At 70.4% G+C, this 23,874-nt stretch carries 21 protein-coding genes and 1 pseudogene; 10 read left to right on the top strand and 12 right to left on the bottom strand.

Annotation, left to right across the window (positions count from 1 at the left end; all coding sequences use genetic code 11):
• Window positions 1–39 precede the first annotated feature (39 nt).
• The 3 genes from BS83_RS26930 to BS83_RS26920 form a co-directional block, all read right to left on the bottom strand.
• Window positions 40–1,224, bottom strand: coding sequence for a beta-ketoacyl-[acyl-carrier-protein] synthase family protein (locus BS83_RS26930; protein WP_051944041.1), 1,185 nt, complete (start codon window positions 1,222–1,224; stop codon window positions 40–42).
• A 783-nt stretch (window positions 1,225–2,007) separates the two neighbouring features.
• Window positions 2,008–2,778, bottom strand: a complete 771-nt coding sequence (locus tag BS83_RS26925) for an MBL fold metallo-hydrolase (RefSeq protein ID WP_037609927.1) — start codon at window positions 2,776–2,778, stop codon at window positions 2,008–2,010.
• Window positions 2,779–3,014: 236 nt separating this feature from the next.
• Window positions 3,015–3,950 carry a lytic transglycosylase domain-containing protein gene (locus BS83_RS26920; RefSeq protein ID WP_157597334.1) on the bottom strand — a complete coding sequence of 312 codons (936 nt, stop codon included), beginning with the start codon at window positions 3,948–3,950 and terminating at the stop codon, window positions 3,015–3,017.
• A 667-nt stretch (window positions 3,951–4,617) separates the two neighbouring features.
• On the opposite strand from BS83_RS26920, the gene BS83_RS26915 reads away from it, so the two are divergent.
• Window positions 4,618–5,157 (top strand): hypothetical protein, encoded by a 540-nt coding sequence (locus BS83_RS26915; protein ID WP_037606086.1) that lies wholly within the window; start codon window positions 4,618–4,620, stop codon window positions 5,155–5,157.
• A gap of 265 nt (window positions 5,158–5,422) precedes the next feature.
• On the opposite strand, the gene BS83_RS26910 is transcribed toward BS83_RS26915, so the two are convergent.
• The 3 genes from BS83_RS26910 to BS83_RS26900 all read right to left on the bottom strand — a co-directional run bounded on the left by BS83_RS26910 (window position 5,423) and on the right by BS83_RS26900 (window position 8,456).
• Window positions 5,423–6,442 (bottom strand): ABC transporter substrate-binding protein, encoded by a 1,020-nt coding sequence (locus BS83_RS26910; protein WP_037606085.1) that lies wholly within the window; start codon window positions 6,440–6,442, stop codon window positions 5,423–5,425.
• A gap of 137 nt (window positions 6,443–6,579) precedes the next feature.
• The gene (locus BS83_RS26905) at window positions 6,580–7,629 is read right to left on the bottom strand and encodes an ABC transporter permease (RefSeq protein WP_084714123.1); all 1,050 of its coding nucleotides are present in this window, start codon (window positions 7,627–7,629) and stop codon (window positions 6,580–6,582) included.
• Window positions 7,626–8,456 (bottom strand): ATP-binding cassette domain-containing protein, encoded by an 831-nt coding sequence (locus BS83_RS26900; RefSeq protein WP_051944036.1) that lies wholly within the window; start codon window positions 8,454–8,456, stop codon window positions 7,626–7,628. The genes BS83_RS26905 and BS83_RS26900 overlap by 4 nt, the downstream gene beginning before the upstream one ends.
• 553 nt (window positions 8,457–9,009) lie before the next feature.
• Here BS83_RS26900 and BS83_RS26895 point away from each other — a divergent pair.
• The 4 genes from BS83_RS26895 (at window position 9,010) to BS83_RS26880 (ending at window position 16,274) form a co-directional block, all read left to right on the top strand.
• Window positions 9,010–10,044, top strand: a complete 1,035-nt coding sequence (locus BS83_RS26895) for a LacI family DNA-binding transcriptional regulator (RefSeq protein WP_051945585.1) — start codon at window positions 9,010–9,012, stop codon at window positions 10,042–10,044.
• A 202-nt stretch (window positions 10,045–10,246) separates the two neighbouring features.
• Window positions 10,247–11,497: an AGE family epimerase/isomerase gene (locus tag BS83_RS26890; RefSeq protein WP_232248499.1), complete on the top strand. Its 1,251-nt coding sequence runs from the start codon at window positions 10,247–10,249 to the stop codon at window positions 11,495–11,497.
• A 33-nt stretch (window positions 11,498–11,530) separates the two neighbouring features.
• Complete coding sequence (locus BS83_RS26885) at window positions 11,531–12,487, top strand: carbohydrate kinase family protein (RefSeq protein ID WP_051944034.1); 957 nt, start codon at window positions 11,531–11,533, stop codon at window positions 12,485–12,487.
• A gap of 484 nt (window positions 12,488–12,971) precedes the next feature.
• On the top strand, window positions 12,972–16,274 hold the full coding sequence (locus tag BS83_RS26880) for a lectin (protein ID WP_084714121.1): 3,303 nt from the start codon (window positions 12,972–12,974) through the stop codon (window positions 16,272–16,274).
• A 256-nt stretch (window positions 16,275–16,530) separates the two neighbouring features.
• Here the strand turns inward: BS83_RS26880 and BS83_RS26875 are convergent, their stop codons facing one another.
• The gene (locus tag BS83_RS26875) at window positions 16,531–17,127 is read right to left on the bottom strand and encodes a hypothetical protein (RefSeq protein WP_037606084.1); all 597 of its coding nucleotides are present in this window, start codon (window positions 17,125–17,127) and stop codon (window positions 16,531–16,533) included.
• Window positions 17,128–17,503: 376 nt separating this feature from the next.
• Between BS83_RS26875 and BS83_RS26870 the strand changes: the two genes are divergently transcribed.
• Both BS83_RS26870 and BS83_RS45750 read left to right on the top strand, forming a co-directional pair.
• Window positions 17,504–17,854, top strand: a complete 351-nt coding sequence (locus tag BS83_RS26870; protein WP_037606083.1) for an RNA polymerase-binding protein RbpA — start codon at window positions 17,504–17,506, stop codon at window positions 17,852–17,854.
• A gap of 73 nt (window positions 17,855–17,927) precedes the next feature.
• Complete coding sequence (locus BS83_RS45750; protein WP_157597332.1) at window positions 17,928–18,137, top strand: transposase; 210 nt, start codon at window positions 17,928–17,930, stop codon at window positions 18,135–18,137.
• Window positions 18,138–18,381: 244 nt separating this feature from the next.
• On the opposite strand, the gene BS83_RS26860 is transcribed toward BS83_RS45750, so the two are convergent.
• Window positions 18,382–18,795, bottom strand: coding sequence for a DUF6083 domain-containing protein (locus tag BS83_RS26860; protein WP_157597331.1), 414 nt, complete (start codon window positions 18,793–18,795; stop codon window positions 18,382–18,384).
• Window positions 18,796–19,694: 899 nt separating this feature from the next.
• Here BS83_RS26860 and BS83_RS26855 point away from each other — a divergent pair.
• Entirely contained in the window at window positions 19,695–20,264 is a 570-nt protein-coding gene (locus tag BS83_RS26855) for a GNAT family N-acetyltransferase (RefSeq protein ID WP_037606080.1), read from the top strand.
• A 169-nt stretch (window positions 20,265–20,433) separates the two neighbouring features.
• Here BS83_RS26855 and BS83_RS26850 read toward each other — a convergent pair whose 3' ends face one another.
• The gene (locus tag BS83_RS26850) at window positions 20,434–20,916 is read right to left on the bottom strand and encodes a cupin domain-containing protein (RefSeq protein WP_037606079.1); all 483 of its coding nucleotides are present in this window, start codon (window positions 20,914–20,916) and stop codon (window positions 20,434–20,436) included.
• A gap of 71 nt (window positions 20,917–20,987) precedes the next feature.
• Here BS83_RS26850 and BS83_RS26845 point away from each other — a divergent pair, with 71 nt between their 5' ends.
• A complete protein-coding gene (locus tag BS83_RS26845) occupies window positions 20,988–21,233 on the top strand; it encodes a hypothetical protein (RefSeq protein WP_037606078.1) in 246 nt (81 codons plus the stop codon).
• Window positions 21,234–21,327: 94 nt separating this feature from the next.
• Window positions 21,328–21,811, top strand: a pseudogene (locus BS83_RS26840) (IS5 family transposase); the annotation flags it as partial.
• A gap of 19 nt (window positions 21,812–21,830) precedes the next feature.
• Here BS83_RS26840 and BS83_RS26835 read toward each other — a convergent pair.
• From BS83_RS26835 to BS83_RS26825, 3 genes are all read right to left on the bottom strand, one after another.
• Complete coding sequence (locus tag BS83_RS26835; RefSeq protein WP_037606077.1) at window positions 21,831–22,088, bottom strand: hypothetical protein; 258 nt, start codon at window positions 22,086–22,088, stop codon at window positions 21,831–21,833.
• A gap of 184 nt (window positions 22,089–22,272) precedes the next feature.
• Window positions 22,273–23,145 (bottom strand): IS3 family transposase, encoded by an 873-nt coding sequence (locus BS83_RS45745; protein WP_037599992.1) that lies wholly within the window; start codon window positions 23,143–23,145, stop codon window positions 22,273–22,275.
• Entirely contained in the window at window positions 23,142–23,450 is a 309-nt protein-coding gene (locus tag BS83_RS26825) for a transposase (protein ID WP_037609918.1), read from the bottom strand. The genes BS83_RS45745 and BS83_RS26825 overlap by 4 nt, the downstream gene beginning before the upstream one ends.
• Window positions 23,451–23,874 lie beyond the last annotated feature (424 nt).

Below are 23,874 nucleotides of genomic sequence, written 5' to 3'. Positions count from 1 at the left end.
TGCGGCCGTAGGTCCCCGTACGGGCCGCACGGGTCCGCGCTACAGCCACTCGCCTTCCAGGGCGGTGGCCGTGAGGCCCGGTGCCGCCGCGAACAGGACGGCGCGACTGCCCGGGCTCTGCCCGGCGTCGTGCGCCCGCCGCATGATGTCGAACACGGCGGCGCCTCCCCGGTTGCCGCTGGTGTAGCTCTCCCGACTGTAGTCCAGCAGTCCCGACGGCCATGCGTCGGGCATCGTCTGCTCCATGTACTCCAGCACCCGGGTCCCGCCGGGGTGCGCCAGCAGCAGATCGGGGTGCCAGGACTTCGGATCGTCCCGGTAGCGCAGGCGCAGCCACTCCCACATCGCGGTGACCGTCTCCTGCACGGCGCGCGGACCGCGCCGGTCCATCACGAAGTGGGTGCCGTCCGACCGCGTGTCCAGGCGGTGGAGATCCTGGGTGCCGGGCAGCGTGTGGTGCCAGGCGGAGTCCAGTCGCAGCACCGACTCGCGCCTCGGGCGGCCCGTCACCACCGCGGCCACCGCGGTGTCCGCGAACAGCAACCGGACGATGAGGGACTCCAGCGTGTCGTCCGCGGGCTGGTAGGTCGTGCTCAGCGCCTCCGAGATCACGACCAGGACCACCCGGTCGGGGTCTGCGGCGACCAGATCCGCCGCCAGCGCCAGGGAGCGGGTCCCTGCTATGCACGCCCACTGCGTGGCCGGCAGCAGCATCACGTCGTTGCGGAGCGAGAGTTCGTTGGCCAGCGCGACGTCCAGACCCGGCAGCGCCGGGGTGGTGGAGTGACTGGTGATCAGGCAGTCGACGTCCGCGGGGTCCAGTCCGGCGATCTGCAGGGCCCCACGCGCCGCACGTTCGCCGTAGGACCGCACGGCTTCCCAGGCCGGTGAGGTGCGCTCCTGGACGGTCTGCGGCGTGGGTAGTGCCTCGAGTGCGGCGATGACGCGGTCCACTTCCTGCTGGGTGAACCCGTCCCGTGCCAGGGCCTCTTGGGCTGGGCCGACGCCTACAGCCCGCAGGCCGCCGTCTCTGCCGGGCGCGACGGCGGCCTCCAGCGGCAGCATCCACCCGCGGGACCCGATGCCCGTACTGGCTGCGATGCCGTCGATGCGCGGCTCCCACGCCGCGTGCGGAAGCCGGTCGCGCACCTCGGCGACGATCTGGTCGGTCTGCACGGTGTGCTCGCCGTGGATCACGGCGGGAGGACAGAGGTAAGCGGTCATCACGGGGCACCTTTTCAGGGGGACAGGTGGGCACGTCAGGTCTGCTGTGTCCTGGGTCACTGCGCGGGTTCACGCCCAAGTGGGCGCCTAGGGGCGCCATTTCGACGTCGCGATCCCGTTCGAGAATGCACACGAATAGGACATTTTGGCTGTGACGTAGACAACTTGGGCGGCCCTGGAGGGTGTGACGCGGCACACGCCGCCCTGGCTTGGCGTTCAACCTCGACGCGCCGATCGAACAGCTCGACCGGGACCCGACCGCCGCCCTTCAGGAACACGGCGTGCAGATCAGGCTGTGCCTGACACGGCAGGCCTGCATGCGCAGGTGATGGGCCTCGTCCGACTGGGCGTCGATGATCCACCGGATGACGACCCAGGTGGCGGCCACGTCGCCGCCGACCGTTCACAACCGGCGTTGTCCGTGCATGGAGCAGGACCGCTACGCGAACGAGCTGTGCCGTTGGCGCCATTCCGGAGGAGGCACAAGAGGAAACGTCAGGAACGGTGCCGCCGGGCTGCGGCCCCGGGAACCTTGGGCAGCCGCAGCCGCAGCCGCAGCCGCAGCCGCAGCCGCAGCAGCAGCAGCTGAAGCACGATCAGCATCTGTGCCTACATCGCGAAGCCCCGTGCATCGGACGCTTCGAGCCCACCTCGCAGGGGAGCGGTACCGGCTGAAGGAGCCGCTGGGGCGTGGTCCTTCGCCCGGATCCATGCCCGTATCATTCCCGCTGCCAAGGTCTGCTGTGCCCCCGACGGTAGTGCGCACGACTGACGGAGATCGGTTCAGAGCTGGATGCGACCACCGGGTGTGGGCAGGTGGAGGCGGCTGGCGAGACCAGCAGTCGCGAAGGCGCCGCGCAGGGTATCGGCGTCCTGTGTGAAGTGGGCCCAGTGCTCGAAGTGCACAGGCACGACGTGGCGGGCGGCGAGCCGTTCCGCGGCCTGCGCGGCCTGCATGCTGGTGAGGGTCAGCGGGGCGTCCGGGACCAGCGGAGTGCGCGCGGCGCCGGCGAACAGCACGGCCACGTCCATCGGGCCGAACCGCTCCGCGATCTCGGTGACAAGACGGAGCGAGGCGTTGTCCCCGCTCACATAGACAGCGGGTAGTCCGTCGCCGTCCAGTACAAAACCGGTGACCTCCCCGACGAGCGGTTCGGAGCCCTCGGGCCCGTGCAGGGCGGGCACGGCAGTGATCCGCAACGTGCCGCCCCCGGGGCGTGCCGCCTCGTGGCTCTCCCAGCTCGACAATGCCCTGACGGGTCCGCCCAGTCGTTGTTGGGCCGAGCGGGTGGACAGGGCGAGCGGTGCGCGGAGCAGGTACGCGCGGCCTGCGTGGTCGAGGTTGTCGGGGTGCTGGTCGTGGGAGAGCAGCACCACGTCCACGCTGCCGATCTGCGCCGCGGACAGCGCGGGCCCCGTGGTCTTGGTCAGGGTTCGTGAGCCGATCCGGTATTCGCCGGGCGGGTCGAACGTAGGGTCCACCAGCAGCCGCAGGCCACCGGTCTCGATCAGGGCGGTGGGGCCCCCGAGGTAGGTGATGCCGATCCCAAGCATGGACACGATGACGATCCTCCCCCGAGTGGCCTTCAGGTGATCATCGCATGGCGCAACGTCGGGTGTCTCTGATCGAAGTTCGGACAGTCCCGCATCAGATCGAGGGCGCCCGCCGTGAGCGGGATGGCGACCTCCAACGCGGAAGGCCGTTCCCACCTCTCGGTGGAAACGGCCTTCGAGCTGCGAAAAACGCGGTCAGTACGACAGAAGACGAACCTGCGTCTCCTTGACCTCCGTTAGTAGCCGCTCTTGCCGTACGCGATGTTCTCGAAGGCGCCGTAGGTGGCGTTCGCGTAGCGGACCGCGGCGATGATGTTGTCGACCGGGTTCATGATGTCCATGTGACCCGGCAGTGCGTAGGTCGCGAAGGTCGGGTCGATGACCTGCATCAGACCCTTGGACGGGGTGCCCGCGACGGCGTTGGAGTCCCAGTTGTTGACCGCGCTCGGGTTGCCGGAGGACTCGGTCATGGCGCGGGCCTCGATCGCGGCGGCCGGCGGGACGTGGTCGCCGTGGGCAGCCAGGACGGCCTGGGCCTGGGCGATCCAGCCGCTGAGGTCGTTGCTGTAGGTCGGCGTCGCGGCGGCAGCAGCGGCGGCGGCGTTCGCCTTGGCGGCGGCAGCGGCCCGGGCCTGGGCCTCCGCCTTGGCAGCAGCCTGCGCCTGCGCCTGGGCCTCCGCCTTGGCAGCGGCCTGCGCCTGGGCCTTCGCCTGGGCGGCGGCCTGCGCCTGGGCCTTCGCCTGGGCGGCCTTGGCATGTGCGGCGGCGTCGGCCTGGGCCTTCGCCTTGGCGGCGGCGGCAGCCTTGGCCTTGGCGGCGGCGGCAGCCTGCGCTTGGGCCTTCGCCTTGGCGGCGGCGGCGGCCTTGGCCTTGGCGGCGGCGTCGGCCTTGGCCTTGGCGTCGGCGGCGGCCTTGGCGTTCAGGGCGGCGCGCTGCTCGGAGCGGTTGGCGGCGTCGGTGGCCGCGCGGGCGGCGGCCTGGGTGCTGGCCACGGCGGAAGCCTGGGTCGCCGAGTGCGAGTCGTTGCCGGTCAGGGCCACGGCGGTGCCGGTGGCGGCGCCGCTCACGAGGAGGGCGGCCCCGACGCCGGCGGCCAGGCGCTTGTTCAGGCGCACGGCGGCGAGACGCTCGTTCAGGCGGGGGAGGAAAGAAGGACGCACACGGTGTCGCATGACACTCCAATGTCGACGGAACTGCCCAGGACGCCGCAGGCCGCACGGAACCAGGCGTTCGCCGACACTCGGCGTCGCATACGCGAGGATCCCTGCATCCAATGGCGTTCGGGCGTTGCCCGAGCGAGGCAGGAGGAGCGATCCGGTGGTTGACAGGTCGGCGCGTCGTGCGCCGGAACACCAGGCTCCCGGCAGGCTCTCTGTCCGCCTGCCTCCTGCACCGTCACACGGTCCTCACACGAGGAGCAAGCGTTACCGCCGGTAAGGTGCGTCACGCCACAAAGAGCCCGTGACCTGCGTCTCAGTGGCCACGGAAGGGTCTCCCCGACCGCCGAGCCGGGTTCAGCGTCGGTGAGCGTGGGCGTGTGCGGGTCGACCTCGCCTCAGTTGAACGTGACCTCCAAGGACTCCACCGCGGGACGCCGAAAGTCGGCGTCCGAAGAGCCCACGAGGGCGGCACCGCAGCCAACCGTGTAGCCATCCGACAGTCCGGGCGGTGGAGCCGCAGGTCGGCTGCGTCGGTCTCCCAGATGGGCAGTGCCTCCGCGACCGGGCGGCGAAGAACCCGAAAACCATCGGTCACCGTACGGCCTCAATCCGACCACAGGCCTCACCGGCCCCAGTCGTCGATGCCACGCTCCCTGCATCACCACGAAGGGAATCCACCATGCGCGCACCCGCCGGCCTCCTGGCCACCCTGGCTGCGGCGATCATGCTCGGCGGCTGCGCCAGCATCAGCACGCCTGGGCCGCCCAGCCCGACGCACGCCGTGACCGGCAACCCGAGCGTCGGCGTCACGGCCAAAAGCGTCGTCATTGGCGGTACCGGTCGGCCGACCCCGAGCAGCACCCGCGACCAGGTCTCCAGTTGGTGGTACGGCGGCGGCCAGGGCCAAGCCAACTGGATCTCCTCCGACCTGGGAAACATCGACGGATTCGTCAAACCCACCGTCGCCGGCAGCGACTGCACCAGCCTCTCCACCGATGTCTCTCGCGCGCAGTCCTACGCGCCGATCCCCGATGCGCAGGCGCAACACCATTGGTCCGCTGCCCTCGACAAGTACCGACAGGCCGCCACTGACTGCAAGGCCGGCGTCGCCACCACGAACGCGACACTCATGATCAAGGCAAACGCGGAGATCCTGGCGGGAACCAGTGAGCTGAACGCCGCGACGGCTCGGATTGTGCGTCTCATCAACGGGGGCTGATCGCAGGCGACGTCCGTCCTCCCGGGCGAGCCGCAAGGGCCCCACGCAGGACCGGCTCCGCCGCGACGCGATGTCTGCGATGACTTGGCAAAGGAGCGGGCGACTCTGAGGGGGATTGGTCGCAGCGGATCCGGGGCCCGGACCAGTTGGGGACAGATCTCGTGTGGAGGGTCGCCGGCACCGATGACTGCAGGTCCGGTCGGGCTCGGGGGCGGGCGGACTCACGGGGGATCGGGGTCCGCCCGCCCGGGTCTATGGGGGTGGCTCAGCAGCCGGATTTGTAGACGTACTTGGAGACGCCGGGGTCGTTGATGTTGTCCTTGGTGATGGCGACCATCGTGGTCCCGACGGACGCCTGGACCGGCTGCCCGTTGAAGGCTGCGGCCAGCTGGTCGACGGCCTCGCGGCCGATCGCGGCGGGGTCCTGGGCGACCAGCACCTGGAGGCTGCCGTTCTTCAGTGCGGCGACCTCGTCGGGCTCGGCGTCGAAGGCCGCGACCTTGACCTGGCCCTGCTTGCCGGCCTGGGACAGGCCGGTGGCGATGCCCTGGCCGGTGTTGGTGTTGCCGGCGAAGACGCCGCCGAGGTCGGGGTGGGCGGCCAGGGTGGACTGGATCTGGGAGGCCGCGGTGGCGGGCTCGTCGTTGTCGTAGAGGGTCGGCAGCACCTTGATGTTCGGGTACTTGGTCATCTCCTCGGTGAAGCCCTTGATGCGGTCGTCGGTGGTGGAGATGCCCGGCTTGACGCTGATGACGATGGCCGAGCCCTTGTCCCCCATCTGCTTGGCCAGCGCGTCGGCGGCGACCTGGCCGCCCTTTTCGTTGTCGGAGGAGATGCGGCTGATGCCGACGGACGGATCGGTGACGGAGGTGTCCACCAGTGCGATCTTCGTGCCGGCGCCCTGGATCTGCTTGAGCGACGGGGTGAGGGCGTTGGTGTCGACCGGCGAGATCATCAGGCCGTTCGGCTGCGACGCGGCGACGGAGTCGATCAGCGGGCGCTGGACCGAGACGTCCCACTGCGCGGAGCCGTCGGCGATGAACTGCAGGCCCTTGGCCTTCGCCTCGTCCTGCGCGGCGCAGGTCATGGTGATGTAGAACGGGTCGGACTTCACGCCGGTGATCAGCGCGATCTTCTTGCCGGAGGTGCCGCCGGCCGCGGCGGAGGAGCCCGAGCCGGACCCGGAGGCGGTACTGCCGGAGGAGCTGCAGGCGGCGGTGGTGGCCAGGGCGACGGTCGCGACGGCGACGGCGAGCAGGTGGCGGCGGGTGGGGGTTCTGGACATGACGGTTCGTTCTCCTGACTAGGGCACCGATGGCGCCGGGTGGGGGTTCCCGCCCTGACGGCGGGTCGGAGAGGAGTCGAGGACCGGGGGCGGCGCGGTGGGGGTGGCCCGGGAGGCCGTCGCGCCGCCGCCGGAGTTCACACGCGTTCGCGGGTCTTGCGACGCACCTGGTCGACGTAGACGGCGGCGACCAGGACGATGCCGACCGCCACGTCCTGCCAGTACTGCTGGACGCCGACGACGATCAGACCGGTGGTCAGCACGGCGGGGATGAAGACGCCGATGACGGTGCCGAGCACGCTGCCGCGTCCGCCGAAAAGACTGGTGCCGCCCAGGACGACGGCGGTGATGACCTTGAGGTTGTCGCTGGAGTGGCCGGCGATGGAGGTGGTTCCGAAGGAGGCGAGCCACATCACCGCGCCGAGTCCGGCCAGCAGGCCCATCAGCGCGTACACCTTGACCAGGTGCCGGCCCACCCGGATGCCGGCGCGCTGTCCGGCGGCCGCGTTGGAGCCGATGGCGAGGGTGTAGGTGCCGAAGCGGGTGCGGGTGAGCACGAGGCCGAAGACCAGGGTGACGGCGGCGGCGAGGATCACGAGCCACGGGATGCCGAAGAGCTTGCCGTAGCCGAGGGTGTTCTGCAGGTTGGAGGCGGCAGCACCGGCCGGGTCCTGCCCGCCGGTGATCAGCTCGGCGATGCCGAGCGCGGTGCCCAGTCCGCCGAGGGTGACGATGAGCGGCGGCACCTTGCCGGTCGCGACCAGCCGGCCCTGCAGTGCGCCCCACAGCGTGCCTACGACGAGGGCGATGGCGATGCAGACAGCGACCGTGGTCCAGTTCGCGTCCGGTCCGCCGTTGTGGAGGTTGTACTCACCGGCGGCGACCGCGGCGAGTACCAGGACGGAGCCGATGGACAGGTCGATGCCGGAGGTGATGACGACAAAGGTCATGCCGACGCCGAGGACCAGGTAGATGGCCGCGTTCACGGCGATCTGGGTGAGGTCGTAGGCGGTGAAGAACTTGCCGGGGGCGGCTGTCGAGAAGACCGCGACCAGGGCGACCAGGATGACGAAGGTCCACACCTCGCTGATCGAGGCGACCTTGCGCAGCCACGGCGGGATGCCGCTCCTGGGGGCCTGCTGCGGGGTGCCGGTCTGCTGGACGCCCTCGGTCGTGGTGGTGGTCATCGTGCTTCCTCCGTGTTGCGGGCGCCCTCGGAGCCGGTGGAGCGGGTGGCGCCGGTGGCAGCGAAGTTCTCCAGGTCGCGGTCGAGCGAGCCGGTCATGGCGCCGACGAGTTCCTCGATGCTGGTGTCGGCGGCCTTGAAGGAGGCGACCCGCCGGCCCAGCCGCAGCACCTCGACGCGGTCGGAGACCGACAGCACCTCGGGCATGTTGTGGCTGATGAGCACCACGCAGATGCCGCGCTCGGCGACGCGGCGGACGGTCTCCAGGACGCGGGCGCGCTGCACGACGCCAAGGGCCGCGGTCGGCTCGTCCATGAAGATGACCTTGTTGGCGAAGGCGACGGCCCGGGCGACCGCGACGGACTGACGTTGGCCGCCCGACAACGTTGCCACGGGCGCGGTCGGATCCTTCAGGGTCACCCCGAGCTCGGCGAAGGCCTTGACCGCCGCGGTGCGCATCGCGGGCCGGTCCAGGACGCCGAGGCGCCCCAGCAGTCCGCCGCGCAGGATCTCGCGGCCGAGGTGGAGGTTGGTGGGCGCGTCCAGATCCGGTGCCATGGAGAGGTCCTGATAGACCGTCTCCACACCCTGACGCTGAGCGTCCTGGGGGCCTGCGAACCTCACCGGCACGCCGCCCAGGAGAACCTCGCCCTTGTCCGGGGCGATGACCCCCGACAGCACATTGACCAGCGTGGACTTGCCCGCGCCGTTGTCACCGATCAGGGCGACGACCTCACCGGCGTAGGCGGTGAAGTCGGCCCCCTGCAGGGCCTGCACGTGGCCGAACTGTTTCACCACGCCGCGTGCTTCCAGCAATGGCTCCGACACGGGTTCCTCCTTGGATCGTTCGGTGGGGACTTGCCTCCCGGCACGGGGCGGATCCGTCGCACCGGCCTGCGGTGCGACGTTCCGGGCCCGAGCGTCGGCCCCTTGGTGCGGCGTGATGGCGACGCCTCCCGACAACGTGTCCGGGCCGGCGTCCAGTGACAACGTTGTCTGCCGGAGAAGTGGAACGCAGGTGTGTGGAGAGTGTCAAGAGACTGCTGCGACCGATCGGCCGGGACGTCCTGGCCCGGCCCCGCGAGGGCGGGACCCGATCCCGACGGCGGACCCGAGCCGCGGCGAACGGTCCTCACTCTGCGTGCAGGGGCCTGACCAGGAGGGAAGTGAGCGCCGGGGGCAGCGGCGGACCTTGGTGGGGGTCGCGTCATGCTGACACGTGGCCTCCTTGAAGTCGGCCTGCCCGATGCTGATCCCGGCCCCGGCACGGGGGATCACGATCCCGGGGGCTGCACGGCAACGTTGTGGCAACGTTATCTATGCTGGGCAGCCAACACTGCAGATCCACAGGCCTTGTCGCCGGAAGGGACGGTTGGAGCAGATGCCAGCCAACGCGGAACAGCCGATCTCCCCGACGCCCGCGCGTCCGACCATGAAGGACGTCGCGGCCACCGCGGGGGTCGGGCTCAAGACGGTGTCACGCGTGGTCAACGGCGAGCACGGGGTCAGCGAGGAGACCAGCGCCAAGGTCCTGGCGGCCATCCAGGAGTTGGGCTTCAGACGCAACGACGGCGCACGGCTGCTGCGCCAGGGCGCCCGTACCAGCTCCGTGGGCCTGGTCCTGGAGGACCTGGCCGACCCGTTCTACTCGTCGCTCAGCCGGGCCGTCGAGGACGTCGCGCGGGCGCACGGCTCGCTGCTGCTGACCGGCTCGTCGGCGGAGGACGCCACGCGGGAGCGGGACGTGGCGCTCGACTTCTGCGCCCGCCGCGTCGACGGACTGATCGTGGTGCCGACCTCCGTCGACCACGGCTACCTGGCACCGGAGTTGGCGGCGGGTACTGCGGTGGTGAGCGTGGACCGGCCGATGCCGGGCCTGGAGGTGGACACCGTCCTCGCCGACAACCGCGGCGGCATTGCGGACGCCGTGGGCCACCTGCTGCGCCAGGGTCACCGCCGTATCGGCTTCATCGGCGACGCCCCCGACATCTTCACCGCCGCCGAGCGCCTGGCCGCCTACCGCGAGACCATGGCCTCGGCCGGCCTCGCCGTCGACGAGACCTGGATCGCGATGGGCAAGCCGGACCCGATCGGGATCCGCTTCGCCCTGGACGCGATGCTCTCCGGGCCTGCCCCCGTGACCGCCCTGATCTGCGGAAACAATCGCACCACCGTCGCTGCCCTGCGCGACCTCGCTCCGCGCCCGGAGCGGCCGGCCCTGATCGGATTCGACGACTTCGAACTCGCCGACATGCTCCCCGTGCCGGTCACCGTCGTGGCCCAGGACCCCGCCCTGATGGGCCGCATGGCCGCCGAACTGCTGTTCCGCCGGATGCGCGGCGAGCAGGCGCAGGTCCAGCGGATCGTGGTCCCCACCCGGCTGATCCCCCGCGGTTCGGGCGAACACCAGCCCTGAGCTGGGGCTGAGCAGTTCGCCCGCCGCGTGGGCGTTGACAAATCCGTCCGCTCCGCAAATGCTGACCCTTGGATGGGCCGACAACGTTGTCTATCGCCATGACAACGCTATCCCTGCGGTTGCATCCACTTCGGCGGCCGCTGCCGCTCGTTCGGTGGCCGGCTGCCGCCCGCCCCCACCGGCCTCTATCCCTAGGAGCACGATGACCTCCGAATCCATCATCGACCACGTGCCCGCACCGACCGGCATGCCCGGCGACGCGCAGTGGCTGGTCGCGGAGCAGAACCGGCTGCTGGGCTTCGCCCGCGGGGCCCGGCTGCCGGGCGGAGGGTTCGGCTGGCTCGACGAGAACGGCGTCGTCCAGGGCGACGGCCCGGTGCACACGTGGATCACCTGCCGGATGACGCACGTCTTCGCCCTTGCCCACCTCCTCGGCGACCCGGACGCGGCCGAGCTGGTCGACCACGGACTGGCAGCGCTGCGCGGCCTGTTGCGCGACGCCGAGCACGGGGGCTGGTTCACCGGTGTGGACCGCGAGGGGCGTCCACGGGCCGGGGGCAAATCCGCCTACGCGCACGCCTTCGTCGTTCTCGCGGCCTCCAGCGCTGCGGCCGCCGGGCGGCCGGGGGCCGCCGAACTGCTGGCCGAGGCGCTGGAGGTGATCGAGCAGCACTTCTGGGACGAGGAGGCGGGCCTGCTCGTCGAGTCCTTCGACCCGGCCTGGCAGTGGTGCGAGTCCTACCGGGGCGCCAACAGCAACATGCACGCCGTCGAGGCCTTCCTCGCCGCCGGCGACGTGACCGGGCAGCCCGTCTGGCACGAACGGGCCCTGCGCATCTGCCGGTTCGTGGTCCACGAACACGCCCGCGCGGCGAACTGGCGCCTGGTCGAGCACTTCGACGCCGACTGGCGGCCGGTCCTGGAGTACAACGACGACCACCTCGACGACCCGTTCCGGCCCTTCGGCGCCACCATCGGCCACTGGTTCGAATGGGCCCGCCTCATGCTCGCCCTGCGCGCGAGCCTGCCCAACCCGCCTGCCTGGATGCTGGAGGACGCCGAGGCACTGTTCGACGCCGCGATCCGCGACGGCTGGCACGCCGACGGCGAGCCCGGATTCGTCTACACCGTCGACTGGGACGGCCACCCGGTGGTCCGGGCCCGAATGCACTGGGTCCTCGCCGAGGCGATCGGCGCCGCAGCCGTCCTGCACAAGGCGACCGGCAACGACGAATACCAGCGCTGGTACCAGGGCCTGTGGCAGCACGCCGCCGACTTCTTCCTCGACCGCGAGCACGGCAGCTGGCACCACGAGCTCACGCCGGACAACCGGCCCGCCGCGACCGTATGGCCCGGCAAGCCCGACGCCTACCACGCCGTCCAGGCCACCCTCATCCCGCGCCTGCCCGCCGTACCCGCGATGGCCGAGGCGCTGCGCCGCTCCCTGGCCTGAACCCGTCCGACCCGAGCCACCCAAGGACACCGCATGATCTCTGTCGTCGGCGAAGCCGTCATCGACCTGGTCGAGTCCCCCGACGGCGCGAGCGCCGCCCATCCCGGCGGCAGCCCCGCCAACGTCGCCGTGGGCCTGGGCCGCCTGGGCGTCGATGTCGCCCTGCTCACCCGCTACGGCGCCGACCCCCACGGCGAGATGCTGGCCCGGCACCTGGCCGGGAGCCGGGTCCGCCTCCTCGACGACCCGGTCGACGACCTGCCCACCAGCACCGCGCTCGCGCGCCCCGATGCGAACGGCGTCGCAAGCTACGACTTCGCCATCGCCTGGCGATTCCCGCAGGATCCCGATCCGAAGGTCCACCCCGCCACGGCGTGCCTGCACACCGGCTCGATCGCGGCGACGCTCCTGCCAGGCTCGACCTCGGTCCGCGCCCTGGTGGAGCGGTCCCGAGGCCGCTGCACGATCTCCTACGACCCCAACTGCCGCCCGTCACTGATGGGTTCGCCCGAACAGGCCCGGCCGGGGATCGAGGCTCTGGTCGCCCTCGCCGACGTGGTCAAGGTCAGCGACGAGGACCTCGCCTGGCTGCACCCGGGACGCGGCGCCGCCGACGTCGCCCGGGAATGGTTCGCCCTCGGCCCCTCCCTGGTCATCGTGACTTTGGGCGGCGAGGGCTCGTTCGGGCTCTGCGCCGCGGGCCCGGTCGAGCGGCCCGCCCTGCGGGTGCCGGTCGCCGACACGGTCGGCGCGGGTGACGCCTTCACGGCGGGCCTGCTCGGCGCCCTCGATCGCCGCGGGCTCCTCGGCGCCGACGCTTCCGGGTCACTGCGCCGGATCGCAAGCGACGAGCTGGGTCACGTGCTGGACGAGGCCTCTCTGGTCTCGGCCATCACCTGCACCCGGCCCGGCGCCGATCCGCCCACCGTCGAGGAGCTCGCGGCCTTCGGAGCCGATCAGCGCGGACAGGAATCCGCCGCGCGGTTCTGATCGCTCCCGCGACCCGACCGCGTTACGGACCGGCAACCGCCTTGAGCAGCGGGGGAGTCCTCCATTCCTGCCGCTTTCAGACGGTTCTGCCGTAAGTGAGAACTCTGCGGCCGCCCTCACCGGGGACAGAGGCCGTCTCGTCCGCTTCTGCGCCCGGAAGTCCACCGGCCGGCCGGCGAAAGTCGACCTGCGCGACGTCTTCAACGCGATGCGATCCGGATGCCGCGCTGTTGTGACAACGTTATCAAAATGACCCCCCGGCTGGCGTCGAGACCCTGGCGGAGGTCGCCTTTGGGCTCGGCAAGAAGGATTCGGGCGAGAGCCGACGGCCGCGCGGGCGCAGGTCCTGGTGATCCCCGTGGGCTCGTTGCGTTGGCTGCCTTGACAGTTTGACCGGGTAGGGCCACGATTTGCGCCACGACAACGTTGTCAAACTGCCGCAAGGCCTGTCATGAGCTTGGCAAACGAGAAGGGAGCTCCAGACATGGGACACCCACGTCAGAGGCGCCGGGGCGCCTTAACCCTGCTGGCAGCCGGGGTGCTGCTGGCGACCGGCGCCGTCCCCGCGTCGGCGCAGTCACGGCCGGCGGGTCACGCCCGTCCGGCGCTGGTCACCGCGCCGGCCTCGCTCGTCAACCCGTTCATCGGCACGTCGAACTCCGCCGACGACTTCCCCGGGGCCGATGCGCCGTTCGGCATGGTGCAGTGGAGTCCTGACACTCCGTCCCGGCCGGACGGCGGCGGATACGAGTACAAGGACTCCTCGATCACCGGGTTCAGCCTCACCCACATCGCCGGTCCCGGATGCGGCGCCGCCGGCGACATCCCTGTCCTGCCGACCGTCGGCTCCGTCAACACCAGCGCCACGGACGGGTTCTCCCACTCCGCCGAGTCCGCCTCGCCCGGCTCCTACGCGGTGTCGCTGAGCAACGGCGTCAAGACCGAACTCACCGCCACCACCCGCAGCGGCATGGCGCGCTTCACCTTTCCGGCCACCGCCCAGGCCAATCTCGTCTTCAAACTGGCTGGCAGTCAGAACGGTGCCTCCAACACCCAGTTCACCGTCGTGAACAACAACGAGGTGAGCGGACAGGTCACCAGCGGTTCCTTCTGCGGCGCGAGCAACAGTTACACGGTCTACTTCGACATGGTCTTCGACCAGCCGTTCACTTCCAACGGCACACAAGCCGTCAAAGCCACGGAACCCCCGGCAGCAGGCGCCCGCCCCGGCCAGAGCCAGGCGGAACGGCAGAACCACCCCACCCTCCACGGGGCCCCGCCGAAGAAAGCCGGCACCGCCACCCCGCAGACGGCCGCCAAGGACGGCTACGTCACGTTCAACACCACCAGCACGCAGGTCGTCCAGGCCAAGGTGGGCATCTCCTACGTCTCCACCGCGAACGCGGTGGCCAACCGAACGGCCGAGAATCCCGGATGGAACTTCACCGGGACCGCGAACAGCGCCCAGCAGGCATGGAACTCCCTCCTCGGCCGGGTCTCCGTCGCGGGCGGCACGACCGCTCAGCAGACGGTCTTCTACACCGCGCTGTACCACTCGCTGCTCCACCCCAACGTCATCAGTGACACCAACGGCCAGTACTACGGCTTCGACTCCAAGACCCACGTCGTCGACTCCGGCCACGGCGCCGCCTACGCCAACTACTCCGGCTGGGACGTCTACCGTTCGCAGGCCCAACTCGAGGCGCTGATCGACCCGCAGGCCGCCTCGGACACCGCCCAGTCGATGGTCGACGACTACGCCCAGACCGGCCGGTTCCCCAAGTGGTCCGAGAACAACGGCGAGACCTACGTGATGGTCGGCGATCCCGCCGACGCCATCCTCGCCGACTACCACGCCTTCGGGGCCACCGCCTTCGACAGCGCGACCGCGCTCACCGACATGGTCGCGGAGGCGACCGACGCCAACAACAACCGGCCCGGCCTGACCTACCTGGAGCAGCTCGGCTACCTGCCCAGCGACGGAAGCTACGGCTGCTGCAACTTCTACGGCCCCGCCTCCACGACACTCGAGTACGACACGGCGGACTTCGCCGTCTCGGCCCTGGCCGGCGCGCTCGGCGACACCACAAATCAGACCGCCTTCGCCAACCGGGCGCAGGACTGGCGCAACCTGTTCCACGCCGGAACGGGGTTCATCCAGCCCCGTGACAAGTCGGGCTCGTGGACGGCGGGATTCTCCGCGACCTCGGGCAGCAACTTCGTCGAGGGCGACGCCTGGCAGTACACGCCGATGGTGCCGTTCAACGTGCACGGGCTGGCGACCGCGATGGGCGGCAACGCGGCGATGGCGAACTACCTCACCACCGACCTGTCCTCACTGACCGGCGCGAACGGCTACACCGACCTCGGCAACGAGCCCAGCCTGAACATCCCCTGGGAGTACGACTACATCGGCCGGCCCTACCTCACCCAGCAGGTCGTGCGGCAGGTCCAGGACCAGATCTGGACCGACAGCCCCTCGGGCCTGGCCGGCAACGACGACCTCGGCGAGATGAGCTCCTGGTACGTGTGGTCGGCCCTGGGGATGTACCCGGAGACACCCGGCACCTCCGACCTTGCACTCGGCAGCCCGCTGTTCACCCAGGCGGTCGTCACCCTGCCCAGCGGCAACACCTTGACGGTCAACGGCGACAACGCCGCCGACAACGCCCCCTATGTCCAGTCGGCCAGCTGGAACGGCTCGGCATGGAACAGCGCGGCCGCACCCACCGGCAGCATCACCAGCGGCGGCACGCTGACCTTCACCCTGGGCACCACGGCGAACTCCGCCTGGGCGTCCGCCGCATCCGCCGCACCCCCCTCCTACCCCGGCGCGCCCGGCTACACCAACACGGGAGTATCGGCCGACTCCGCCTCCTCGTCGGCCGACTTCGACGGAAGCGGCTACAGCTACTCCGCCGCCGCCCTGTCCGCCGCCGGAGTCAACCCGGGCTCCACGGTCAGTGCCGCCGGAACCTCCTTCACCTGGCCCGGAGCCGCAGCCGGGCAGCCCGACAACTACACCGCCAACGGCCAGACCGTCCCGATCTCGGGCACCGGGGCGATCTCCTTCCTCGGCTCCTCCAACAACGGCCCCTCCACCGGCACCGCCACCGTCGACTACACCGACGGCACCAGCCAGTCCATGGCCGTCTCCCTCTCCGACTGGACGCTGAACGGCGGCTCGGCCACACCGCTCTCCGGCAATACCACCGCAGTGACCGCCAGCTACCGCAACCATGCCGGCGCCTCCACCGACCCCGTGAAGACCTACGTCTTCGCGACCGCACCCGTGGCTCTGACCTCCGGCAAGACGGTCGCCGACGTCCGCCTGCCCTCCGACACCTCCAAGGGCGCTCTGCACATCTTCGCGATCGGGTTCACCACCGCGAGCGCCCCGCCGACCGGTGCGATCGTCTCCGGAGCGGGATCGAACCTGTGCGCCGACGACAACAACGGCGCCGCGTCCAACGGCAACCGGGTCCAGATCTGGGGCTGCAACGGGACCGCTGCCCAGCAGTGGACGGTCGAGTCCGACGGCACCGTGCGGGTGGTCGGCGGCTGCCTCGACGTCGCCTCCAGCGGCACCGCGAACGGCACCCTCGTCCAGTGGTACACGTGCAACGGCACCGGCGCGCAGCAGTGGAAACCGGGCGCGAACAGCTCGCTGATCAACCCCGAGTCCGGCAAGTGCCTGGACGACCCCGGCTCCTCCACCTCACCCGGCACCCAACTCCAGCTCTACACCTGCAACGGCACCGGCGCCCAGAACTGGACCCTGCCCTGACGCGGTCCAGCAGCCGGTGACCCACCGACCCACACCCACCTGATCGGCCGTCCGTCCGGAGCACCGACGGACGGCCGACCAAGGGGCGGCGACGCAGCCGACGCGGGGCGGTGCGCCCGGTGCAGCCCTCGCGTCGGCACAGCGCGGCGACGAAGTCCGCGATCTCGGCGGCTGTTTTGTCGACCTCGGCCAGCGCACGTAGCCCGGCCGCGACGGCGTCCTGCTCGCGCCGGCGGCGGTCCTTACGGCGCGCGCGTCACCGTTCTTCCGCTTTGCGGCGGTCCGAGAGCTCGATCCGGTCGTTCGATGGTGGATCGGGCAGCGGGCGGGTGTCTTCGCGGTCGACGGCCGCCTGGTGGAGGAGCTGCACGCCGTAGCCGCCGACCTGTTCGGGTTCACGACCGGTGAAGTGGACGAGCACGGTGCCGTCGGGTGCTTGTAGGGTGCGGCGCGTGCCCGACTCGCGGTTGTCGCCGGTTCCCGACTCCCACCTCTCGGCGGTGACGGTGACGTGCGACCAGCGGACCGCGCGCATCGAGTCGCGGCCGGCGATGACGAAACCCTCCTCGAAGCAGTAGAGGTGCGTCATCGGGCCGCCCGCGCGTCGTTCGAACCGGGGCCAGCAGGTGAGGCCGGCCATGCCCAGGCCCATGACCAGACACAGCGTCTTGATCAGAACCTCGGGCCAGCGGGGAACATCGTGGACCAGTTCGTAGCTCGCCGCTCCCATCATGAGCACGCCCACCGCGATGAAGAACCCGTCGCCGACCGTGGATCCCGGGACCGCGAGTCTTCGATACCCGCCCAGCTCGTCGGCAGCCCCCATCGCCAGCGCCGCCTCGCGTTTGCTCACGCAGTCCTCCCCGCACCGGTGCCCGCACCCACGGCCCCGCCGTGGGGTCCCGCCTCCTCCAGGGCAGACGCTGCGGAGCCCTGCCGAGTTCCTCGGCAAGGCCGCGCGGCACATTCTCCGGCAGTTCGACCGCCCCGCCGCCAGACCCGCCCACCGCAAGGCGCTCCTGGACAGGGTCGCTGACGCGGCCTACACCGGACGATGATCTATCCCGAGCGCGCTGCTGCCGTCGCGGAACCGTCCCTTCCGAAGATCACTTTCACCCTGCTGCCCTCGATCGGGCGGGGCCGAAGGAGCCCGGGCACTGACGTGCCCGTACGCTGGCCCTTTTCATGCACATCCAACGCATGGAAACAGTGGCAGAGGAGAGCGGACGTTGGCACAGGGCAGCAGCGGTATCAGGGGCTCCCGGATCGGCTCGGGGCCGATGGGGGAGTCTGAGCGTGGAGACCTCGCCCCGCGGACGGCGGCGTCGTTCTGGTGCGGGAACGGCCACCGCACCCAGCTTCAGTTCGCCATCGAAGCCGCGATCCCCGAGGAGTGGGACTGCCCCAAGTGCGGCCTCCCTGCCGGCCCCGACCCCGACAACAGTCCCGGCGCGGTGAGCAACGCCCCGTACAAGACGCACATGGCCTACGTCAGAGAACGCCGCAGCCAGGAGGACGGCGAGATCCTCCTGAACGAGGCGCTGGCCAAGCTGCGCGGAACCATATCGGTCCAATTGTGACCGTGAGGCCGGCCGGAATCCGGAGCCGACCGCCGCGATTGCCGACTCCCAGTCGGTGTAGGCGGACGCTTCGGTGCCCGCCTCAAGCCGCGGCTACGACGCGGGCACGAACATCAACGGCCGCAAGCGGCACGTCGTGGTCGACCGCCTCGGCTTGCTGCCGGCCGTGATGGTCACCGCCGCCGGAATGCCGGACCGGGACGCGGCCAGGCCGCTGCTCCAGCAGCTGCGGGCCGCTTCCACCGCATCACCCTGGTCCGGGCGGCCTGCCCGAGCTCGGTGAGCAGCCGGTCCACCTCCGCCTGCAGCACCTGAACGCGCTCACGGGCGGTCAGTTCCCGTTCCTCCAGCAGGCCCGACACCGACGTCATCTGACACCTCCACCGACGCGAAATCCCCACGGCCCAAGGCTCCATCGACCGGCCCGGGGCTACACCTGACCTGCAGGAACTCGCCGAGCGCATGCGGTACTGCAAGGGCTTCTGAGGTCGCCCGCCGGCGTCTCCCCTCCTGGGTGCGCACGCGTGTCAGCCGGTGTCCTGAACGGGGCGGGCCAGTCGGCGGCGGGACCGCGCGAGGTCGCGGAGTTGTTCGTCGAAGACCTGCTCGCGGGCGGCGGGTGCGGGACAGACGGCTCGGTGGGTGGGGCGCACCGGTTCGTCCGGGGCTGGTTCGAGTCCGCCGAGATGGACTGCCGTGAGCATGATCACGCATTTGGAGTTGCGGGCGGTGGTGGTGTGGAGGCGCCAACGGAACCGGGACGGGATGTCCTTCGCGGGGGCATCGGAGGGTTCCAGTGCGATGCTGAGGCCGAAGTTGGTGGTGTAGTAGGTGAGCGGAGCCCGGCAGTCGGGGCACCGGTGCGGTTCGTGGAAGGCAACGTCGTCGGGGTCGTCCTCAGGCCGCCAGACGGAGTCGTCGGCAGCCGCGGCAATCTGCACGGCCTGCGCCCAGTGCCGATCGCACAGCCAGCCCAAGGGGATGGCACGGCCGCGTTCCTCTACGTCGTCACCGATGCTCTGGCAGCGCTGGCACGAGCGCTTTCCCTCCCCGGATCTCCCCATGGATTTGACGATGCGACGTCACCCGCGTTTCTCACAGACCGATTTCCGGCCGAAAACCCGCAGGTCATGCCGGTAGTTGACGCACGAATGGTGTGCAACCCCAGAACTCCCGGGCGTCACGCGACCAGATCCGGGTTGGCCATCAGGGCGACGATCGTGATCGGCCGCCGGCCGCCGGCAGGGCGGGCCCTTTCGGATTGCCGTCGGCTCCAGGGGGCGTGGACTGGTGCCGGCTGCCGCGTGCTTGTCCGGGCGGGTTGCGGCGGTGGAGGCAGCTCGATTCGAGCTGTCATCGTGGGCGTCAGCTTTCGGGCCAGGCGTCGGTCCGTACGGGTGCGGTGTCTGCGGTGCTTGTCGACGCGTGTCCTGTTGCCGGAGCAGGTGCTGCCGCGCTGGGCGGACGCGACCCGCGTCGTCGGCGCCGGGCCGGAGTCAGCGGCCGCCGGCCTGGGGCGTGCGCGGATCGCCGCAGTGTTCGTACTGCCCTCGGACGCGGTCCGGGGTTCACGCCGATCCCGCGAGCGCGCGGAAGCGCCGCCCGCACGGCTGGCCGGCGGTGGAACCTCCCGGCGCTCGAGACGCGGTGGTTCGCCGCCCGCGTGAGACAGGGGACCCTTGCTGGTCCCACCCCGACAGCCCGACTGGCTGTCGAAGGACCGAGGCCGCGCGGGAAATCCTCTTGCCGATCCCGACGCCCCGGGGCATGATCCCCGCTGTGATCACGACATTCTGCAGCCGCCGACCACACTCCTTCACGCCTGCAGAGGATCACGATCTTGAACTACTTCATTCGCGAGTACACGCCGGCTGACGAGACCTCCTGGCTCCGCTGCCGGGTGCTCGCTTTCCTGGACACCTCCTTCTACGACGCGGTCGTCCCGTCCAAGCCCGCCATCCAGGCCCCTGGCCTGGAGCTCGTCGTGGTCGACGAGACCGGCGCGGTGGTCGCCCTGATGGACACCGACATTGACGGTGACCTGGCGAGCATCGACACCGTCGCGGTCCACCCCGACCACCGGCGGCGGGGCCTGGGGCGGCGGCTTCTGGAGCGGACCCAGGACTGGGCCCGATCCGCAGGGGCGACCACGCTGGACGCCTGGACCCGGGACGACGCGGGCACCCTCGCCTGGTATCGCTCGATGGGTTTCGCCGAGAGCGACCACTACCTGCACGTCTACGCCTTCCACTACACCGACCCGGCCGAGCCGGGCCTCGCGATCGCCCAGCCCCGGCCCCGAATCCGGCCCATGCTGGTCTTCGGACACGCTCCGCTCGCGGACGAGGACCAGCTGAGGAGCGAGTTCGCCCGGGTCCACGTGGACCGGCGCTTCGCCATGCCGATCTGACCGACGACGTAGTCGTCATGGCGCCGGGCTGTGGAACTGCGCCCCAGTCATCGGTGCGGCCGGTGAGAGCGCCTGGTGGCGTACGGGCCCGTGCCGACGCTGGTGACGGTGGTGAAGGCGCCGGAGCCGGCCAGAGTGAAAACGAGGGCGGCGGCGGAACCGGTCGTGGTCAGCCGACTGTGGGGTGGGCGGGATCGACCCACGGAACGGTCTCGGGCTCGGCGATCCCGGCGATGTCCAGATTGACCACGACGGGTTCCTGACCGCTGCGGATCACGACGCACTCGAGAGGCTGGTCGTCGAGGGCGTTGATCTCCTGGTGGGGTACGAACGGTGGGACGAAGATGAAGCTTCCGGCCCCGGCCTCGGCCGTGAACTCCAGGTTCACCCCCCACCGCATGCGGGCACGACCGCGAATCACGTAGATCACGCTTTCCAGCTCGCCGTGATGGTGTGCCCCCGTCCTCGCCCCTGGGTGGATGGTGACCGTGCCGGCCCACAGCTTGTGCGAGCCCGTTCGCGCCTGGGTGACCGCGGCGGCTCGGTGCATCCCCGGCGTCTGCGGAGTGTTCGGGTCGAGTGCGTCGCCCGGAACGACCCGCACGCCCTCTGTCCGCCAGTCCGGGGTCGCGCCCGGTTCGACCGTGCTCATGTCTTGAGGATAGGTGGGGCCGGGCCATCGCCAAACCTCAGGGACTGGGCTGGACCACCCTCGCCGGAAGCGTGGACGGCCCCGTTGTCCTGGTCGGCCGCTCTGACGTCGGCGCGGCCATCACCCGCGTCGCCCCCGACGCCTCCAACGTCGAGGCCCCGGTCTACGTCGCCGGCTTCCATTCCGACGAGGGCGAGCGCGCCCTGGCGAACTGCTCCCTCTTCCCCGCCGTCAAGAGGGGCCCGGACACCACGGTCGCCACCGAGTACGAGGGGGCGCGCTGCGCCTTCTGGAGGGACCTGCGGCGGGGACGCTGACCCGGCGGTATCCCGCTCCCGATCGGGCTTGATCTGCCGGAGCGGTGAGCAATGCTCAGACACCGTTTCTCTTGGTGACTGCGCAGCGGCGGGGCGACTGAAGCAGGCTCTCCTGGGTCGGTCCCGGGGCGGACAGACCAGCGAGGTGCACCTGGCCGCGGACCGCAAGTGCCGCCCACTGGCGTTCATCCTGACCGCAGGACAGGCTGCGGACAGCCCGCAGTTCATCCCGGTGCTGAAGAAGATCCGGGTCCGCGGACCCGTTGGGCGCCTATTAGGCCTACTCGGCCCGCGGCAACCGAACCCACCTGCGAAAACGCCAGATCAAGGCTGTGATTCCGGAGAAGACCGACCAGGCCGCCAACCGGAGGAGGAAGGGCCGCACGGGCGGTCGTCCGGTCGGCCACGACGCCGAGCTCTACCAGGAGCGGAACACCGTCGAGCGCCTGATCAACAAGCTGAAGGCCTGGCGAGGCATCGCCACCCGGTACGACAAGACCCCCGAGAGCTACCTCGCCGGCCTCCACTTACGCGCCTCCATGATCTGGATCAAAGAGCTGGCCCAAGCCCCCTCTTAATCACGACTCGATATGCGCCCTAGCCACAGTTCCTGACGTAGTCACGTGGTTGGTCGGGCTCCACGGGATCAAGGGTGATCCGGTCGGTGGCGACCCCGTTCGCGCGGACCACCTCTAGCTGGAGCGGCCCGTCGGCGAGCCAGGGAGCGATGTAGGTGTACAGGGCGAGAGGTGCGCCGCCGGGTGTCTTGAGCTCGCCGACCTTGGTGACCCCGATGCGGATGCCACCGCAGGTCAGGGCGCGTGGCTCTTCGCCGGCGGCGGCGAGAACGGTCACCCAGCGGTCCAGGGAGGCGGGGCCGAAGACGCTCTGGAGGGCCGGCTTCGATCCCGTCGGCAGCTTCGCGTTCGGGTAGCAGAGCGGACCTGTGCGGCCTCCCGAGAGGTACTCCTCCCAGCAGATCTCCTGAGTGGTGCTCTGTGAGCTTGCTCCGCTTTGACGGACACCTTCGGTGTGGTGGTCAGGCCGCCAGGACGTTCTCGTAGCCGGCGGGAGTGCGGTAGCCGAGGCTGCTGTGCAGCCTGCGTATGTTGTACCAGCCCTCGATCCACTCGAAGATCGCGGAGCGGACAGCCGCCCGGCTCGGCCATGTTCGGTCGCCGATCAGCTCCCGCTTCAGGGTGGCGAAGAACGACTCCGCGAGCGCGTTGTCCCAGCACTGCCCGGTCCGGCCAACCGACAGGCGGACGCCGAAGTCTCTTGCTAGGGCGGCGAATTCGTGACTCGTGTATTGGCAGCCGCGGTCCGTGTGGAAGATCACCGGAGCCGATGGGCGGCGGGTCCTGCAGGCCGCTCGCAGGGCGTCTGCGACCAGTTCGGTCCGCAGATGGTCGGCGGTGGCCCAGCCGACAACGCGACGCGAGGCGATGTCGATGACCGTGGCCAGGTAGAGCCAGCCCTCCTCGGTCGCGATGTACGTGATGTCGCCGCACCAGCGCGCGTCCAGGGCCGTCGGGTCGGGCTGGAAATCGCGCAGGACCAGGTCCGGCCGGGAGGCCGCCTGCGGGTCCGGGATCGTGGTGCGGTGGCGCCGGCGGCGGTGTCGACCCTCAAGGCCTGCCTGGCGCATCAGCCTGGCGACCCGGCGGCGTCCGCACCGGTCGCCGCTCTGCTGGAGCTGCGCGTGGACGCGTGGGGCTCCGTAGCTTCCCCTGGAGTCCGCGTGGATGTCCGTGATCTTCGAGGTCAGCTCGGTGTCGCGGACGGCGCGGGGACCGGGCTCGCCGTTGCGGCGGGCGTAGAAGGCGGCACGGGAGACCTGGAGCAGTTCACACGCTCGTTTGACGTTGTGACCTGCCTGCTTCTCCGCCTCGATGAACGGGTGGACCGTCACCGGGTCTCCTTCGCGAAGAAAGCCGTGGCCCGCTTGAGAACCTCGACGTCCTCGCGCAGGCGGCGGTTCTCCCGCCGCAGCCGGGCCAGTTCCTCGCGTTCGTCGCTGGTCAGGCCATCCCGTTGACCGGCGTTGACCTCGGCCTGGCGGATCCAGTCGCGCACCGCGGTCTCGGTCAGGTCGAAGTCCTTCGCGACCTGACCGACGGACCGGTCGCCGTGCTGGCACAGGTCGACGATCTCGGCCTTGAACTCCGGCGTGAACGAGCGCCTGGGCCTCGGCTTCTTCTTCCCCATGCTCTCCATGATGGACATCATCCTTCCGGGGCCGAAGCCCCCTGATCAGGAGTGTCCGTCAAACCGGATCAAGCCCACTGCCAGAGAAGGACCGCGTTCGGTCCCTGACGATAGGCCACGACCAGGTCTCCCGCGGGCGTGTGCCCGGACGCGACGGCGTCGTGAACGATCGTCTGTCGGATCCGGTCCAGTGGCGTGCCCTGGGGAGCGGAGGCGGAGGCGCGAGGCTCCGGCTGGTGTGTCTGCGTGCACGCTCCGAGGCAGGCCAGCGCCACCGCTGCGGCGGCGCCGCGGCTGATTGCGGGCCTGAGTGAACTTCCGTTCATGCTCCCCCCGTTGGTGTGCGGTGCCGATGCGAGGCCGCGTGGTCGTTGCCCCGGGTGTACCCGGATGTCCGGGGGCGCAACAGCCCGCTGTCGGGCTCTTCCATGGC

The organism is Streptacidiphilus rugosus AM-16 (assembly GCF_000744655.1).
In the GTDB taxonomy this organism is placed as follows: domain Bacteria; phylum Actinomycetota; class Actinomycetes; order Streptomycetales; family Streptomycetaceae; genus Streptacidiphilus; species Streptacidiphilus rugosus.
This window is presented reverse-complemented; position numbering and strand designations above follow the sequence as displayed.

Excerpts from the sequence above, each read along its gene's own strand:
- BS83_RS26910 (WP_037606085.1), bottom strand. The coding sequence starts at position 6,442 with ATGTCCAGAACCCCCACCCGCCGCCACCTGCTCGCCGTCGCCGTCGCG.
- BS83_RS26850 (WP_037606079.1), bottom strand. The coding sequence starts at position 20,916 with ATGAGCACGGTCGAACCGGGCGCGACCCCGGACTGGCGGACAGAGGGC.
- BS83_RS26890 (WP_232248499.1), top strand. The coding sequence starts at position 10,247 with ATGACCTCCGAATCCATCATCGACCACGTGCCCGCACCGACCGGCATG.
- BS83_RS26930 (WP_051944041.1), bottom strand. The coding sequence starts at position 1,224 with ATGACCGCTTACCTCTGTCCTCCCGCCGTGATCCACGGCGAGCACACC.
- BS83_RS26825 (WP_037609918.1), bottom strand. The coding sequence starts at position 23,450 with ATGGAGAGCATGGGGAAGAAGAAGCCGAGGCCCAGGCGCTCGTTCACG.
- BS83_RS26885 (WP_051944034.1), top strand. The coding sequence starts at position 11,531 with ATGATCTCTGTCGTCGGCGAAGCCGTCATCGACCTGGTCGAGTCCCCC.
- BS83_RS26925 (WP_037609927.1), bottom strand. The coding sequence starts at position 2,778 with ATGCTTGGGATCGGCATCACCTACCTCGGGGGCCCCACCGCCCTGATC.
- BS83_RS26880 (WP_084714121.1), top strand. The coding sequence starts at position 12,972 with ATGGGACACCCACGTCAGAGGCGCCGGGGCGCCTTAACCCTGCTGGCA.
- BS83_RS26920 (WP_157597334.1), bottom strand. The coding sequence starts at position 3,950 with ATGCGACACCGTGTGCGTCCTTCTTTCCTCCCCCGCCTGAACGAGCGT.
- BS83_RS26915 (WP_037606086.1), top strand. The coding sequence starts at position 4,618 with ATGCGCGCACCCGCCGGCCTCCTGGCCACCCTGGCTGCGGCGATCATG.
- BS83_RS26895 (WP_051945585.1), top strand. The coding sequence starts at position 9,010 with ATGCCAGCCAACGCGGAACAGCCGATCTCCCCGACGCCCGCGCGTCCG.
- BS83_RS26905 (WP_084714123.1), bottom strand. The coding sequence starts at position 7,629 with ATGACCACCACCACGACCGAGGGCGTCCAGCAGACCGGCACCCCGCAG.